This window comes from Oceanobacillus sp. FSL K6-2867, from assembly GCF_037963145.1.
GTDB lineage: Bacteria > Bacillota > Bacilli > Bacillales > Amphibacillaceae > Oceanobacillus.
This window is the reverse complement of sequence record NZ_CP150144.1, coordinates 2,903,840-2,920,238: the sequence shown is the minus strand read 5'-3', so window position 1 is coordinate 2,920,238 and position 16,399 is coordinate 2,903,840. Positions and strand designations below refer to the sequence as shown.

At 36.4% G+C, this 16,399-nt stretch carries 17 protein-coding genes and 1 pseudogene; 5 read left to right on the top strand and 13 right to left on the bottom strand.

The annotated features are described in order from the left end of the window. Window positions 1-35: 35 nt before the first annotated feature. From NSQ77_RS14190 to hpaB, 10 genes are all read right to left on the bottom strand, one after another. Complete coding sequence (locus NSQ77_RS14190; RefSeq protein WP_339226688.1) at window positions 36-419, bottom strand: 5-carboxymethyl-2-hydroxymuconate Delta-isomerase; 384 nt, start codon at window positions 417-419, stop codon at window positions 36-38. 38 nt (window positions 420-457) lie between these two features. After that, window positions 458-1,219 (bottom strand): fumarylacetoacetate hydrolase family protein, encoded by a 762-nt coding sequence (locus NSQ77_RS14185; protein WP_339226687.1) that lies wholly within the window; start codon window positions 1,217-1,219, stop codon window positions 458-460. Further along, window positions 1,216-2,007, bottom strand: a complete 792-nt coding sequence (locus NSQ77_RS14180; RefSeq protein WP_339226686.1) for a fumarylacetoacetate hydrolase family protein — start codon at window positions 2,005-2,007, stop codon at window positions 1,216-1,218. The genes NSQ77_RS14185 and NSQ77_RS14180 overlap by 4 nt, the downstream gene beginning before the upstream one ends. A 111-nt stretch (window positions 2,008-2,118) precedes the next feature. Further along, entirely contained in the window at window positions 2,119-3,045 is a 927-nt protein-coding gene (hpaI, locus tag NSQ77_RS14175) for a 2,4-dihydroxyhept-2-ene-1,7-dioic acid aldolase (protein ID WP_339226685.1), read from the bottom strand. 42 nt (window positions 3,046-3,087) lie between these two features. Continuing rightward, window positions 3,088-4,071 (bottom strand): 3,4-dihydroxyphenylacetate 2,3-dioxygenase, encoded by a 984-nt coding sequence (gene hpaD, locus NSQ77_RS14170; protein WP_339226684.1) that lies wholly within the window; start codon window positions 4,069-4,071, stop codon window positions 3,088-3,090. 29 nt (window positions 4,072-4,100) lie between these two features. Beyond that, complete coding sequence (hpaE, locus tag NSQ77_RS14165) at window positions 4,101-5,612, bottom strand: 5-carboxymethyl-2-hydroxymuconate semialdehyde dehydrogenase (protein ID WP_339226683.1); 1,512 nt, start codon at window positions 5,610-5,612, stop codon at window positions 4,101-4,103. Between the two features lie 173 nt (window positions 5,613-5,785). Continuing rightward, window positions 5,786-6,460, bottom strand: coding sequence for a GntR family transcriptional regulator (locus tag NSQ77_RS14160; protein WP_339226682.1), 675 nt, complete (start codon window positions 6,458-6,460; stop codon window positions 5,786-5,788). Between the two features lie 49 nt (window positions 6,461-6,509). After that, window positions 6,510-6,983, bottom strand: a complete 474-nt coding sequence (locus tag NSQ77_RS14155) for a flavin reductase family protein (RefSeq protein ID WP_339226681.1) — start codon at window positions 6,981-6,983, stop codon at window positions 6,510-6,512. A 20-nt stretch (window positions 6,984-7,003) separates the two neighbouring features. After that, window positions 7,004-7,831 carry an FAD synthetase family protein gene (locus tag NSQ77_RS14150; protein ID WP_339226680.1) on the bottom strand — a complete coding sequence of 276 codons (828 nt, stop codon included), beginning with the start codon at window positions 7,829-7,831 and terminating at the stop codon, window positions 7,004-7,006. 98 nt (window positions 7,832-7,929) lie between these two features. After that, a complete protein-coding gene (gene hpaB / locus NSQ77_RS14145; RefSeq protein WP_339231019.1) occupies window positions 7,930-9,435 on the bottom strand; it encodes a 4-hydroxyphenylacetate 3-monooxygenase, oxygenase component in 1,506 nt (501 codons plus the stop codon). Window positions 9,436-9,812: 377 nt separating this feature from the next. Between hpaB and NSQ77_RS14140 the strand changes: the two genes are divergently transcribed. The 4 genes from NSQ77_RS14140 to NSQ77_RS14125 all read left to right on the top strand — a co-directional run bounded on the left by NSQ77_RS14140 (window position 9,813) and on the right by NSQ77_RS14125 (window position 11,868). After that, entirely contained in the window at window positions 9,813-10,718 is a 906-nt protein-coding gene (locus NSQ77_RS14140; RefSeq protein WP_339226679.1) for a LysR family transcriptional regulator, read from the top strand. Then, complete coding sequence (locus NSQ77_RS14135; RefSeq protein ID WP_339226678.1) at window positions 10,706-11,122, top strand: transposase; 417 nt, start codon at window positions 10,706-10,708, stop codon at window positions 11,120-11,122. Before NSQ77_RS14140 ends, NSQ77_RS14135 begins: the two co-directional genes overlap by 13 nt. Beyond that, entirely contained in the window at window positions 11,086-11,712 is a 627-nt protein-coding gene (locus NSQ77_RS14130) for an IS3 family transposase (protein ID WP_339226677.1), read from the top strand. Before NSQ77_RS14135 ends, NSQ77_RS14130 begins: the two co-directional genes overlap by 37 nt. Window positions 11,713-11,778: 66 nt before the next feature. After that, complete coding sequence (locus NSQ77_RS14125; RefSeq protein ID WP_339231018.1) at window positions 11,779-11,868, top strand: IS3 family transposase; 90 nt, start codon at window positions 11,779-11,781, stop codon at window positions 11,866-11,868. 217 nt (window positions 11,869-12,085) lie between these two features. Here NSQ77_RS14125 and NSQ77_RS14120 read toward each other — a convergent pair whose 3' ends face one another. Continuing rightward, window positions 12,086-13,093, bottom strand: coding sequence for a hypothetical protein (locus NSQ77_RS14120; protein WP_339226676.1), 1,008 nt, complete (start codon window positions 13,091-13,093; stop codon window positions 12,086-12,088). A 77-nt stretch (window positions 13,094-13,170) separates the two neighbouring features. Then, the gene (locus NSQ77_RS14115) at window positions 13,171-13,710 is read right to left on the bottom strand and encodes a hypothetical protein (protein ID WP_339226675.1); all 540 of its coding nucleotides are present in this window, start codon (window positions 13,708-13,710) and stop codon (window positions 13,171-13,173) included. Window positions 13,711-14,290: 580 nt separating this feature from the next. Here NSQ77_RS14115 and NSQ77_RS14110 point away from each other — a divergent pair. After that, window positions 14,291-14,611: pseudogene (locus tag NSQ77_RS14110) on the top strand (NADPH-dependent FMN reductase); the annotation flags it as partial. Window positions 14,612-14,912: 301 nt separating this feature from the next. On the opposite strand, the gene NSQ77_RS14105 reads toward NSQ77_RS14110, so the two are convergent. Then, window positions 14,913-16,217: a citrate:proton symporter gene (locus NSQ77_RS14105; RefSeq protein WP_339226674.1), complete on the bottom strand. Its 1,305-nt coding sequence runs from the start codon at window positions 16,215-16,217 to the stop codon at window positions 14,913-14,915. Between the last annotated feature and the right edge of the window lie 182 nt (window positions 16,218-16,399).

Sequence of the window (16,399 nt, the reverse complement as noted above, 5' to 3'; positions counted from 1 at the left end):
TCATTAGGATGATTAGTAGTGCGACTTACCTTATATTACTTTTTATACCGATTATGGATGTTATTTTGCTTATAAGTAGGATTTGTAAATTCATGCAATTCCAATGATAATGCTAAATAACGTTTTTCATACAAATTCGCAAAGTGTTTTTTTATTGTAGCAAACAGATCATCACAAAGTACCTTTTTATCTTCTTCTGTTCGGCCACCGCCAAGCTTCAGGGTGGCATGGACAAATGCATCGTCTTCTGTTCCATCTGCTATGCGATAGTCACTTAATTCGATTGCCCTTGTACGAAGCCCACCAATTGGAATAATAGCAGAATGAGAGAGCAGCGAATCATTAACCTTCTTTAAAAGGTCCGGTATATCTGTTTCTTCCTTTAGATTGGCGGTGTACTCAATAATCAGATGTGGCATTGTTAGTCCCCCCCTTCCTTTAATAAAGCTATCTTCATTTAATTCGTTTGAAAGGTTTCTTCCCCAACGATTGTATTGACAAGTCTGCCAATTCCTTCTACTTCTGTTATGACTTCATCGCCAACCTTTGTATCCACCGATCCTTTTGGCGTTCCAGTCAGAATAATATCTCCTGAATTTAATGTCATAAACCCGCTTAAATATTCAATCAAATGAGGAACAGAAAAGATCATATCCGCAGTACTGCCTCGCTGTGTAATTTCCCCATTTACATAAGTAGTTAATTGCAAGTTCATTGGATCATCAATATCTTCTTTATCGACTAACCATGGCCCTATCGGCGTACACGTGTCACGGTTTTTCACACGAAGGTTAGGTCGATAATAGTTTTCTAAATAATCACGAAGCGCATAGTCATTCGCTACCGTATATCCACGCACATAATCATATGCCTCTTCTTTTGTTACATTTTTCGCTGTTTTACCGATTACAACTGCTAATTCACATTCATAATGCATAAATGTTATATCACTCGGACGAACCGTTTCTCCACGGTGGCCGATGAATGTGTTTGGTCCTTTTAAAAATACTAATGGCTCTTTTGGTGCTTCTTTAAATGAAAGTTCTGCAGCATGATCAGCAAAGTTTAAACCTAATGTAAATACGGTTTTAGGCTCTACTGGCGGGAGCCATGTAACTTGCGACTCCTCTACAATCCGGCCATCTTCTAGTTGAATACCTTTCTCTGTATCAATAGCATGTTGAATTAAGCCTTTATACGCTATACGTGCGTGTCTCATACGATACCTCCTCCTACCACAATCTTCTCTTTTACCACCTTATTTTCTAATGTCCCTATGCCGTCAATTTCGATTTTAACGCTATCGCTTTCTTTTGCAGTCGGTGCGTTTTCAGGTACCCCCACTAGTAATACATCCCCTTCATAAAGGGTCATAAAGTCTGTTACCTCTTCAAGCAATTGTTCAACAGAACGGACTAAATTCGACGTTGTATTTTCCTGTTTTAATTCTCCATTGATAAAAACACGAATTCCAAGATCATTTGAATTTTCCACATCATCACGGTCAACAATCCAAGGTCCTATCGGGCAGAATCCATCCCTTGCTTTTTCTTTATATGCAGGTCGATAAAAGCTCTCATGTGGAATACTTACATCATTTACGATTGTATAACCAGCTACATAATCCAAGGCATTTTCTTTCTTAATTTTTTTTGCTGACTTACCAATTACGACACCTAAAGCTGCTCCAATCGAAACTTCCTCAACCCCTTCTGGCAAAGGAATTGCAGTGCCGTATCCAATATGTGTATTAATAGGTTTAATGTATAGTATAGGAGCTTTCGGTGGAGCTTTGTATGGGTCATCGTTCATCGAAGGCTCTAACTTGGCATACTCACCTTTATAATTTAATAGAGTTCCATAAACTGTTCCGGACACAGGTACATCTAGTGATAATTCATTTAGCGGACACTGTTTTCCATCGAATTCTATTCGATTCTGATCCGCTTGATAGATTCCTTCTTTTATCTGCTGAATCCCTTGATGTTTAAATTTCACCTTATTCATAATAACAGCACTCCTTTAACAATATTGGGTCCATAACGATGTTGCCTATGAAGAAAAAGAGACCAGTAGCTTACTGGTCTTCATTCAATTTCTTCCTATAAAACTATTTATTTAAACCGAAGCTGTTTTTTCCAATTTTCCATATTCAACAAGAGTTTCGCGAATTTCTTCTTGCAATGCCTCTGAAGGCAAGCCCATTGGTCTACGTAATACTGGTTCAATCATGCCCATCATGCCGAGTGCAGCTTTAACTGGTGCAGGGTTTGTATCTTTAAACAGCACATCATTCAGATTCATTAATTCAAAGTGAAGGTCCTGTGCCCGTTTGATATCTCCTTCTTCCCAGGCATTATGCATTTCTGCTATCTTCTTAGGCTCCACGTTTGCTGTGGCACTGATGGATCCTGCCCCACCAATAGCCAGCATTGGGTAGCATAAAAGTTCAATTCCTGAATACAATAGGAAGTCTCTGCCACAATTAAGCAATACTCGATTAACATGTTCAAAGTCTTTATTTGATTCCTTCGCTCCCACAATATTAGGACAATCTTTTACCAAACGTGCCATCGTTCCTACTTCCATGTTTTGTGCAGTACGTCCTGGTATATTGTAAATAATAATCGGAATCTCTACAGAATCAGCTACTGTTTTGAAATGATCGTACAAGGCTTCCTGGTTTGGTTTGTTATAATAAGGTACAATCACCATTGCAGCATCTGCACCCATTTCTTCAGCTTTCTTCGTTAAGTACATGGTTTCATCATGGTTAGTAGATCCAGTTCCCGGAGCAAATGGAATTCTGCCATTAATTGTTTTGACTGCATTTTCCATTACTTGAACACGCTCTTCAGTTGTAAGAGAGCTCGGTTCTCCGGAAGTACCGGTTACAGATATGGCATGTGTTCCATTCTCAATCTGAAATTCGATTAATTCAGACTGCTTTTCGAAATCGATATCTCCATTTGCTTTAAACGGTGTAATTACTGGTGCAATGGACCCTCTTAATCTCTTTTTAATCGTATCGTATTTATTACTCATTTTATAATAACCTCCTGTTAGTTTGCTAAATATATAGATTATTTATATTACTGTAGTTGGCTTTCTTTTTTCTAATGTTGGCTGTTTTGTTTCAACTTTTTCACCTGTATAAACATTCAGGAATGTTGATGCCTCTTCAAACCAGCTATCTGGCGCTTCATGTCCCCAGAAAGTCTGACGCTGCGGATCATCTAAATCCCATTCGATTGGATCAAAATCAGAATCACCAGTATAATAATCGCCATTATACAATTCAATACGGTGTCCATCTGGATCTCTTAAATATAAGAAGAATGCGTTAGACAATCCGTGACGTCCTGGCCCTCGCTCAATTGATGCAGAAAATCCTTTTGCAGCTAAGTAATCACAGCCATCGATCAGACTCATTGGGTCTTTTAACCAGAAACCAATATGGTGAAGCCTTGGTCCAATACTATTCATAAAAGCAGTGTCATGTACTCCAGGTTTACGATGGAGCCATGCTGCCCAAATATTATCTTCACCTTTTGATGTTGTATATTCTGAGCAAGCAAAACCTAGTTCTTTTATATAATAGTCATAAGCTTTTTGTACATCAGGAACTGCACAGTTGAAGTGATCGATTCGCTGTACTTTTGCACCTACATGAATGTCAAAACGCTGCAGCATACGCTCCACTTTATCCATTTCGAAATAAAATTCTACAGGAATTCCTGAAATATCCTGAATCCGAATGGTACGACCAATTCCTTTTTGTGAACCTTTTTCCATCCACTTTACTTCTGTACCTTGGCTTTGAAAGAATAATTCCAGCTTTTCGAGATCATCTTCTGCATTAACGCGATAGCTAACTACTTCAACTGCCGCTTCCGGTTTCTTTTTTAGCCAAAGACAATGGTGGTTATGATCTTCAATTGCCCTGTAGAAAATATTTTCGTCATCTGATTCTGTTTCAATTAAGCCAAGTGCATCATAAAACTCTCTCGATTTATCCAGGTCTGTAACATGAAGCACCGCACGCCCTGTACGTTTAATATCAAAGTTCATATTTAGATTCCCCTCTCTCTGTTTTGATCTTATTTTCCAAATTGCGGTATATGATGATCACCAATAGCTACATGGATAATTTTTTGTTCCGTATAGAATTCAAATGCATAATGTCCGCCTTCGCGTCCGATACCACTGTCTTTCGAACCACCGAATGGAGTTCTTAAATCACGCACATTTTGTGAGTTAACCCATAGCATGCCTGATTCAATGGCATGTGCTACGCGGTGACCGCGTTTGATATCATTTGTCCATACATATCCAGCAAGTCCATATCTAACATCGTTCGCTTTTTCAATTACTTCCGCTTCATCTTTAAATGTCATTACTGCAATAACTGGTCCAAAGATTTCTTCTTGTACAACACGCATTTCGTTGGTTGCATTCAGCAAAATAGTTGGCGCTACATAATTGCCTCGGCTTAATTCTTCAGGTATATCGCCGCTGATTATTTCGCAGCCCTCTTCCTCCGCAATTTTGAGATAGTTTACTACGTTGTTGTAATGCTCCGTTTTAATAAGCGGGCCAACCTGCGTAACATCTTCTAACGGATCACCAACTTTAATATTCCAGACCCGGGTTTTTAATTTTTCGATAAATTCGTCTGCAATATTTTCGTGCAAATACAGTCTTGAGTTTGCCGTGCAGCGTTCCCCATTAAATGAGAAAATCCCCCAAGTGGCTGCATCAAGTGCTCTATCAAGGTCAGCATCTTCAAATACTATAATTGGTGATTTGCCGCCAAGCTCCATGGAAAAACGCTTCAGCGCATCCGCACCATTTTTCATGATTGTAGAACCTGTAGTTGTTTCCCCAGTGAAGGAAATAAGCTGTACATCAGGATGTTTCACTAATGCATCTCCAGCCGTTTCACCAAAGCCATGTACAATATTGAAAACACCATCAGGAAGTCCAGCCTGATCAATAATTTCTGCCATGCGGTTTGCTGTTAATGGAGACCATTCAGCAGGTTTCAAAATGACTGTGTTGCCTGTTGCCAATGCCGGTGCGATTTTCCATGTCTCAAGCATAAATGGAGCATTCCAAGGCGTAATCAATCCCGCTACACCAACTGCAGAACGTACTGTGTAGTTAATGAATTCATCGTCCACTTGATACACTTCTCCATACATTTGGGATTTCACTGTATCCGCATAAAAACGGAAGTTATTCGCAGAACGAGAAACTTGTTTTCTCGTTTGGCTGATCGGAAGACCAGTATCTAAAGATTCCAATAATGCGATCTCATCCGTATGTTGTTCAATGAGGTCTCCAATTTTATATACATATTCCAGACGCTCAGCTTGTTTTAAATTTCCCCACTCACCTTTAAATGCTTTCTTTGCACTTTGAACAGCTTTGTCAATATCTGCTGCTTGACCTGATGCGATGTTATTCATTTTTTCATTTGTAAAAGGACTGATATTGTCAAACGTTCCCTTATCTTCGGCATCCACAAATTCCCCGTTTATATATAGCTTGATATCTTCTAGTTTATTGGCTAATTCTTCGTGTTTGCTAGCTTCATATTTCACAGACACAATATCCTCTCCTTTAATTTAATTTTCTATTTATTATGATTGTATATGAAATAATATATGATTTGAAGTATTATATCTCATTTAATTTTGTTTATTTTATTGCCAGCAAATAAGGGAACGCTTTCAAATCTTTTCATAAAGTGATTTTTGAGAAAAAATGCTAGGATGGCACTTTAGATAAATGTAGTGCCATTTGGCTGTTTTTTTCTTTCATGAAACGATTTAACTGTATTTAATTTATGCGATCTAACTGCTATTTCTATTGCTTGAAAATCTGCTCCCTCACTTAGCAGCTGAATAATATGCTCATGTTCATCAATAGATTCTTTCGCTCTTTTTGGGTTAAATGTTGAGCCAGTCAAACGGATAGAATCAAGCTGCATCCATGTTTTACGGATGGATTCAATCAAATACTGATTCGGACAGCTCTCGTAGGTTAGATCATGAAACTTCCGATTTAGCTCCCCAAATTTCCCGAACTCAAATTCAGCTAAAGCCTCCTTCATCTGTTGGTTTAACTCTTTCAAGATTGTAATTTGCTTATCGGTAAGTGCTGCTTTGCTAAGTGCTGTGGCATATCCCTCCATAACAGCCAACGTAGAAAGCGTATCCGTATATTTGCTTTCATCAATCGGTGTGACAACCGGTCCAATATTTTGCTGGTATTCAATTAAACCCTCTGCCTCTAACTGACGTACGGCTTCCCGAATTGGAATAGCACTTGTTGCTAATTCTTTGACCAGCTGATTAATAACAATCCGCTGTCCAGGTACATAAAAACCTTCCATAATTCTTGATTTCATATAGTCATATGCTTTTTGTTTTTTGCTTACTTTAGTATTATTCATAGTGTCTTCATATTATACGAATTGCAGAATTTGGTCAAAGATTCTTCAATCAAGCGTATTCTTTCTCTCTGTAATTTCCATATTTGCCACAATAGAAGGTTAATGGATTGCCATCCGTTACTTTTACATCTTTTACCCTGCCAATAAACAGCGTATGATCACCAACCACAATTTCCTGATCAACATCACAAACTACTGATGCTAAAGAATCTTTAATTGCTGGTACACCTTGAATATCCTCAAAGTCAACACCATCTTCTTTTTTCTTTTGTCCAGCAAAATTCATCGAAATGTCCTGCTGTTTATCCGAAAGGAAATTGACCGCATATTGACCGGATGCTTTAATTTTCTTCAGCATATTTGCATTGTTATCGATTGAAATCGTTATCAATTTCGGATCCAGTGAAATAGACATAAATGCATTCGCTGTCATTCCATGAGCACTAGTACCATCATTTGTCGTAATTACCGTTACACCTGTTGCAAACCTTCCCATTGCATTTCGAAACTCTCTGCTATCCATAAAAAATTCCTCCTTTAAATTTATACCGAAAGACTTTCTGATACTTGAATCCTGCTTAGAAATTCAATTGAACAGGCATCATCAAACTCGTGCACGGATTCATTTAATTTCAGCACATTGTCCGTCCTCGAATTAGAATACTGGTGGAACTTTCCGTGTAAGATTTTTGTTCCTTGTTTCACTTTCACTAAATAAGTTCCTGGTTTTGGAAAAATTGACTTCTCGCTCGGCCGCACTGCTAAATGACCATTTATTTTATATTCGATAATCTGTGCAGCTGCCTCATAGTTTGCACCTAAATAATAAGGCACCAAATCCACATTTCCTTCCTGGACCAAACTTCTTATAAGAGTAGAGCTTATTTTTTCCTGCAAGTAGGTTTTTTTAGGGATAACGGTTAAACCAAACCCAATTTTACGTGATTCCTTCTGAAGAAGCTGGGTGTTCCCCCGTGCTTTAAATCCAAACGTGAAGTCAAAACCGACAAAGACATGTTTCGTCTTTGAATTCACGATATATTTCTGGATGAAATCAGCAGGAAGGAGGGAAGCAAAGGTGCGATCAAACTTCATGACAAATAACTTATCAACTCCCATGGCTTCCATCTTTTTAATCTTTTCAGGCAATGTCATCAAGTACTTATGATTCTTATCTCCTTTTAACACTTCATTAGGGTGTGGACTGAATGTCATAACACTGAATAAGACATTTTGTTTTCTTGCAAGTTCCTTAGCTTGATTTAATAATTCCTGGTGCCCTAAATGGACCCCGTCGAAAAATCCGATTGCCATAATGTGAGGTTTCCGAGATATTTGTTCATCCAAATGAGTCAGGTTTATTACTTCCATATAAAGAGCCTCCCTCCCGCAATGATTGTTGTGTTGCTTACGTTCATCTTATTCCATTCAATTAATTGCTTCTATAACATTTTTTGTTTAAAATATTATTATTTTAAAACACTTTCTGTTTGTGTTCCTGATTTTGTTAATATGGATGGTTTCTTAATGTTTTGGCTTTCTAAAAACTCATCTACCATTGCTTTGTATGGTTCTTTATTATAATTGTCAAAGTAAGCCATACCCATTTTTACTGGGTCTCCAAAGAAGTAGTACTCATAATGTGTCTGGCGGCTTCCAAATGAACTCATCGTCATGTCCCATGCAAGACGGAATAATTGAACACGTTCGAAACCTTCCACGTTTTTACCTTGCATTGCTCTGTTTAAGATTGGTCCAAGTTCTGCGCTAGCAAAATCATCATACGTCGGAATCCCCATTAATCCGGATGCACCTAGAATTCTTAAGATTTCTGCTAAACGTGGATATACACGCGGGAACCAGTTTCTTGCTGCATTCAATGCTTCAAAATCTGGAGTCATCATGCCCCATTTGTCAATTTTTGCATTGTGTTCAGCCCTGTACAGATGAGACTTCATATTTTCTAAAGTGAGCATGATTTCTGTACCCTTGTCTTTCACATGCTGGAATCCGTCAATACCGATTGAATCCATCAGCTTAAGCACGACACCGAGCAAAAATTCCACTTTTGCAACATCCTTTGCGATAACCTGATGGGACATGTGCACAACAGCATTTGTTTCAGCAAAAGCACCATTACAAATCTCGGAATCTTCCAGAATGAAGATACGATCCCAAGGAACAAGTACATTATCAAAGGAAACAATTGCATCTCCTTCTTCAAACTGGGAGGCTACTGGATGATCATAACCATTTTTGCCATAATCAAATGATTCTCGACTCAGGTATTTTAATCCTGGTGTATTATTTGGTATTGCAAAAGCAAGTGAATAAGGATCATCTTTTGCCCCTGTTCTTACTACCGTGGATGGGAAAACAAAAATTTCATCTGTGATACCAGCTTGTGTTGCAAGTAAGCGAATACCGTCAACAATAACTCCATCATCATTCTTCTCTACTACATGCAGAGCAACATTAGCATCTTTTTGTTCGGCTTGAATTTTTGCACGGTTTACTTGCGGGTGGATCAATGTATGTGTAAGACTGATGTCATTTTCCCTAGCGTATTCTGCATATTTTCTAGCGTTCTCAGCAAATTGCGGATTGTCTTTGCCGTAATAGTCATATGCTTTTTCCATTGTCATAACTTCTGAATTTAAATAGTCTGGAGAACGTCCCATTAAACCTTTTGTGATGCCCTGCCACTCCATCATCGCTTCTCGGCGTTCGATTAAGTCTTCGATTGTTTCTGGTGCCATAAAGGTCTTCCCTACTTTGTCACCGGTTGTTGGAGATGTATAAAGCATTTTTTCTGGTTTTTCATATTGTAAATCATACAATTTTGCCATGGATTGGACGGCACCCTTAAACGCTGGATGTGTTGTCACATCTTCTACTCGCTCCCCATGGATATATACGTTGTTATTTGATTTCTTTAAATTTTCAATATACTGCTGTCCTGTTTTAGCTGGCATTACTTTATCCTCCTTTAGTCCATCTGTTTTTTTCCATTTTTTCAAGTTGTTTCAAGACCACCTGATTGTATTCGCTTTCATTCAGCGATAAAAAATAAATCCATTACATAGTGCTGCAGCCAATGAAAAACTGCGCATATGCTTTTAAAATATTTTAATAATTCAACCTTGTTTGTATAGTAACATGGAACTCAGTATATGAAAAATATCTAAAATATATAATTATCATACATTTTAGATATACTATTATATATAATTTGCAACAAGATTAATCTGGGATTAGATGAATTAATTTTTTGACTTTTTCGTTATTTGATACTATTATTTCTTTATACATACTTGGTTTACTATCATAAGAGATATCGGGGTGGAGAAAGATGGATATGAGACAACTGCGTTATTTCTATACAATTGCAACAGAGGGACAAATTACACGGGCAGCTAAAATACTTCATATGGCACAGCCTCCCCTTAGTCAAAGTTTAAAAGCATTAGAAAGTGAAATAGGTGTCCCGCTGTTTGAAAGAAATGGCAAGAAAATGGAACTTACTGATGCTGGTGAGGTTTTATACAAGAAAGCAGATTATTTTTTTAAGTTTTTTGATGAAGCGCTTACAGAGGTAAAAGAAACAGGGGAAGGCCTAAAGGGACAATTGACTGTTGGCTGTGTAAAAACACTTTTTTCTCATGTACCACAAAAAATAAAATCTTTTCGTGAAAAATATCCAAACGTCACCTTTGAATTAAGGGAAGGTGATTCCTATCTTCTTGCAGAACAGCTTAATAATCGAAACATTGATTTGGCAATCGTTCGGCTCCCTTTAGATATGGAACCTTATTCAAGCCTATTTCTGCCAGAAGAAAACTATGTAGCTATTATGCCTGAGCAATGGGCAAAATCCTATGAATCCGAAACCATTACCATGAACGAACTTGCCAATTTACCTTTACTATTATTAAGAAGAATTAGTGGTGTTGGTCAATATGAGCTGATTATGGATAAATTTGAAAAACGAGGACTTACTCCCAATATCGTGACAGTTTGTCCAGATGTGGATATGATTCTCGAATTGGTCAATGTGGAAGTCGGAGCTTCGATTTTACCAGCATCCATACTAAAGAAACATTTTAATGCTGGAATAAAAGGATTTTCCATTGAAGACGAGACGATTATTTCCAAGTCCGCAATCATTTGGCTAAAGGATCGTTATCTTTCCAAAAGCAAGCAGCGCTTTATCGAATACTTTGAGGAGTCAATAAAGTACAGGGCATGGAAGGATTAAAACGAAGAAAGACGAAGAAGGAGTATTCTGTTCAATTTAAATTAGATGCTGTACAATTTATGTTGGAGACAGGTGCTTCTTATCAAGAAACTGCTGTTCAATTTCATTTGAACAACCCTTCCTTAATTGTGCGCTGGTTGAAAGCATGTCGCGAACAAGGAATAGAAGGCCTGAAAACAAAACCAAAGGGGCGACCTTCTATGTCTAAGAAAACCAATAAGCAAAAGGAAAAAGAAGAAAAGAAGTTAACACGTGAAGAAGAATTAGAACGCGAGAATGAATTATTGCGACTAGAAAATGCGTACCTAAAAAAGTTGAGAGCTTTTCGTGAGGATCCGAATGCCTTCCACGAAAAGCACAAGCAAAGGTGGCATTCGAACTCAAAGAAGAAGGATTTCGATTAAATGATATTCTCTATGTCATAGGTATTCCTGAAGCAACCTACCACTACCATGTAAAGAGTTTTGGCAGAGAAGATACGGATACAGAATTAAAAGAACTCATTACACGCCTATTTAAAAAGTTTCATGAACGCTATGGCTATAAACGTATCACGAAAGAATTAAAGAAATTAGGACATCAAATTAATCATAAAAAGGTGTATCGTATTATGCGAGAATTGGGATTAAAATGTGTGAAATTTATGCGGAAATCCCGTAAATACAATTCCTACAAAGGGAAGGTTGGAAAAGTAGTTAAAAACCGATTATCTCGCCGCTTTTACACACCTATTCCTCTTCAAAAACTAGTAACGGACATTACAGAATTCAAATGTCTTGGTGAAGAGAAGTTATATTTAAATCCGATTCTTGATCTTTATAATGGAGAAATTATTGCGTATGAAATCAAGAAACGTCCAACGTTAGATCTTGTCATGGAACCTTTACAAGAGGCAATAGAGATAATAAAGAATCGTGCAACCTATCGATGGAGCCTTTATTCATTCGGATCAAGGATTCTATTATACAAATCCAATCTTTCAAAAATTGGTTAAGAAATATGGTCTAGGTCAATCCATGTCAAGACGAGGAAATTGTTGGGATAACGCACCACAAGAGTCATTTTTGGGCACTTCAAAGATGAGGCATATATTAAGCAGTGTGAAACCTTGAATGAGCTAAAACGGGAAATTAAGAGTTACATGACTTAGTACAATAACTATAGATCTCAATAGGATTTAAAGAAGATGACTCCTGTTCAATACAGGAACCATCTTCGCAATGTTGCGTAGTCCTTTTTTAAAATGTCCTTTACAAGGGTACACTTTATTACCTTTCCTTTTTTTTATATTTCTTTATTTTTATTACTAATCTTATTTTTTTCAGTATCAAATCACCAAAAAACTGAGTGGAATCCTTAGAAAACTCTTAAGGATAAAAAGTTACAATATTAGAAGGCTGAATATATGGTTGTATATTTTCATTTAATTTCCCATTTGGATAAACTTGTAAGTCCAGAGGATTTTCAATTATAAATGCAACAAAGTTTTCAATCTCATCATACTGCTTAATCTCTGAAGATATCTCTAGAGAGGCTAACCCATCTTCATTTACTTTATAATATGAATCCTTTAGTTCTACAAGTTCACTACCTACAAACAAGGCTATGTAGTATAAACAATCTTTTTTTGCGTTAAAATTCAACCATATTAGTTCTTCATTATTATCAAACTTACCTATAGTTTCAGTTATACCATCATAAGCATTATGGGTTATATAAGGATATGTATTTTTTTCTGTTTTCTTAGTATCAATAACTTTAGAATCAATATCCCTAGGGGTATACTCTGCATCATCCCCAACAAATAATGTAGCTTTCTCAATCATTATCATCTCATTACCCTGAACATACTCATTTTTAGTTTCTATTTTTTGATTAGGTTCACGAAATAAGACAATTAATAGATTATTAACCCCACTCGGTATCTCATCAAAAGATAATTTGGAGAGATTTATTTTACTAAATTCTGGAACCTCTAAATTTATTACTTTTCGTTCTTCTCCTTCATACTGGAATGATATTGGTTCATCATTTAAAAAAAACTTAATTTGGTAGTCAAGTTCCTTTTCATGATCGTTGGTTATAGAGATATTAGGTTTGAATTCTTCATTTTTTGATAGCGAAAAAGTATACTGGTATTGGTCATTTACACTGGTTTCATCTGTAAATGTAATACTGTACCCTTTAAAATCATCTGTTATTTGCTGTTCTGGTAGCTTTTCTACTGAAAATTTTTTAGAATCATTTTCTGCGCTTTCAACGGGTATTCCCTCTCCATCCCCTTCAAGAACTGTTTCTGTCTTTTCTCCATTAGTACAACCTGTCATTAAAATACTCAACAGAAATAACAATGATATACATAACATCCCTTTCATGTAATTCCTCCCTAGATTCAAATATAGTTATTTACAGAAATAAAATAGGGAGAGCGAGACCCCCTATTTTATATTATTCACACCCAATTATCATGTGTATAGCTGTATTTATGGTCATAACCATTAGTCATATAGTGAGTTGATTCTGCTCTGTAGTTCTGCCAACGTATATGTTTCGTACTTGTACCAGTATCTACTCTTCGCGAATAAGGAGAAGCACTAAAGTTAGAATCCATAATGCTGCCGTTCTTCTGTAGATTTTGACTTATAGTCAATTGTAAAATAGATACGTTACATTCTGTTCCTCCAGCAGCCAGTATATGACTTCCACCGTCTAACATATTTGTAAAACTAGCACAGGTAGCCCAGTTTATTTGATTATCTCCTGAGGTTGATAACAAAGGTATTGAAGTATACTTAATTTGTTCTTTTTCAATTTGTTCTAGACCTTCTAATATCTCGGGAAATTCAATTCCTTTTTCATTCATTTCCTTTTTGACAGTCTGCACCGAGATAGTACTTTGATTATTATATTGTTCAGATTGAGCAAATACGTTAGTAGTTGAGAAAAAAAGCGAAAATGCCACGACAACAAACATGAATAGCCCTTTTTTCATTCTTTCCCTCCTCATATAATTTTAAAAATTCAAACATATTAAAGAACAATGATTATATTTCTATTGAATCATTGAACCCTCCCCCATTTCATACAAAAAGTCAAACCAGATCTGTTATTTACATTATATACCATCTTAAAATGTTCGTAAATTAAAAATATTTATGCTATTATAATTGATATAATTTAAAAAAGCAGAATTTCTATTTTGTTTATGAATAAATATTCTAATCAAAATAGTTATAATTATATTTTAGGAAGGAATTTTCTAATGAGCGCCTCTTTGAATAACATACCAGATGGACTCTTTGTTCCTATAATGATATTGATATTCATCCTTCTCATCATTCTTTCTGAATGGTGGTTAAGGAGGTAGTTGATAGCTCTATACACAAAATAAACTGCAATTAGTTATGAATTTAATTGCTTTATATCTAAGTGTAACTGCTAAACTAAAATGGACAGTTTTTGCTCGATAAAACTGGACACTTTCTGCTCAAAACAACTCCAGTCAGTTATTATGAGAAAGTATGAAATTAACTGAGAGTTAGAGGACTAGGAAGGTGTTGAAATTAGAAGTGATTGTGGAAGTACATCAATTAAAAAGACAAGGTTTTAAAGGTGGTGCCATTGCCTGTAATCCCCCTTTCACTGTAAAGGAATTTAAACAAAGGGTTGCAGAGGCGGATGCTGTCCTTTGGGTAACTCCAGAATACAATTACTCTATTCCTGGTGTTTTAAAAAATGCAATTGACTGGTTATCTCGCGTAGACAAAGTATCGATTGGTAAACCATCATGGATTATAGGTGTTAGTATGGGGAATCTAGGTTCAGTTCGGGCTCAACAACATTTGCAGGATATTTTATTTTCTCCCGGTGTTTCTTCTCCGTTCCTTCCAGGAAAAATCCTATTGGATGGATAATGTCTAGAAAATAAATTTATCACAATAGTAACGATTCTCCTTCCTTTTTATTTTAAGTTTGTTTAAAAAAAGACTCAATTCCTTTTGTAAAAGATTATAACCTTGTAATATTACTTGAATTAGATTTTTCTTTTTTCTGAAAAAAACCATTCATGTTACTCCATTAAAGAGCGTTTTAATAGAGTAACAATCACAGTAATAATCAAATTTTATTATAATAGAATAATCTACAATTACAGTAAATATAGAGCTTAATTTAACACCCATTATTGGCATAAACTCATAATAAAAAATGCCCCAATGCTACCCCTATAATAATATATATGAGAAAAACACCTATTGCCCACTTAGCAGAATATTTTTGGACATCCCCTAAATTAACCTTTGTCATCTCAGTTAACAAGTACATTGCCCCAACCAGTGGACCAATGAAACCAAAAGAGGTTCCATATAACGATGCAATGGCAATCTCCATTTCACTAACCCCATATATGGAAGCAGTCTCCGCTAGTACAGGAATTATACCAAAATAAAAAGCATCGGGACCTATTAAAAAGAGTCCTGGAATACTAAGAACGGCGATAACAATCGGAAGAAAGGATCCAATTCCGTCGGGGATTATAGTAATTAAACTCTGCGCCATAGCCGCTGACATTTGTGTCTCTTTCAAAATACCTGCAAAAACCCCTGCAGCAAGCATGATACTCGTAACAGATAATGCATTGGGAGCATGTTTCTGAACGCGTTCTCGTTGATCAATAATGGATGGATAGTTTATTAATAATGCGATAGCGGTCCCAAGAATAAATAACACTACTGGTGGCAGCCATTCCAAAAGCAATGCTGCCATGATAACAATAGTTAGAATAAAATTTAGCCATCTTAGTTTGGGACGCTTTATTACCACATTTTCTACAGCAGCAGACATCATACTTTCGGTTTGATCGTTCATGTTCAAATAAGGATTGTGTATTCCGAGTCGAGCCCTTTCTTTCCGGCCAATAATGTATGCAACCAAAACAATATATATCAGGCTAACAATCATCCCAGGTACCATTGTCCTAAATAGACTTGTAGGATCTAAGTTCAAAACACTTGCAACCCGACCGACTGGGCCACCCCAAGGAACTAGTGTTGTAATACCAATTTGCAATACCGTTATAGATGCTAAAATAATAGGTTTTATCCCCAGTTTTATATAAATTGGAAGAAAGGCGCTCACAACTATAATAATCGTAGTGGAACCATCACCATCTAAGCCTACTATACCTGCTAATATAGCTGTCCCTACAATAACTTTTAATGGATCACCTTTTGCTATCTTTATAATTTTGTTTGTGAGTGGCTCAAACAATCCCGTGTCAATCATGATACCGAAATATAGAATTGCAAACAGGATCAGGAGTGCTGTTGGTGCTGTATTTAAAACACCATCCATCATCATCGGACCCAGTTGAAAACCAAAGCCTCCAATAATCCCGTAGATTACCGGTACGATAATCAGACCAGTAAAAGGTGTCACACGTTTTGACATAATAAGATACAAAAATGTGATTACCATCAGAAAACCTAAAACAGCTAACATAATTGCCCATCCCCCTTATAAAAAAACTATTGAAATCGTTTACAAATCAGTGGAATCTAACTTTCTCATTTTTGTTTTCAATATAGGTTCATATCCTAACAGCAGCAATCAATTACTCATTATCAATCGATTAATAAAGTCATATATAGATACGTGGGATTATTCAGAAATATGGAGTTAGA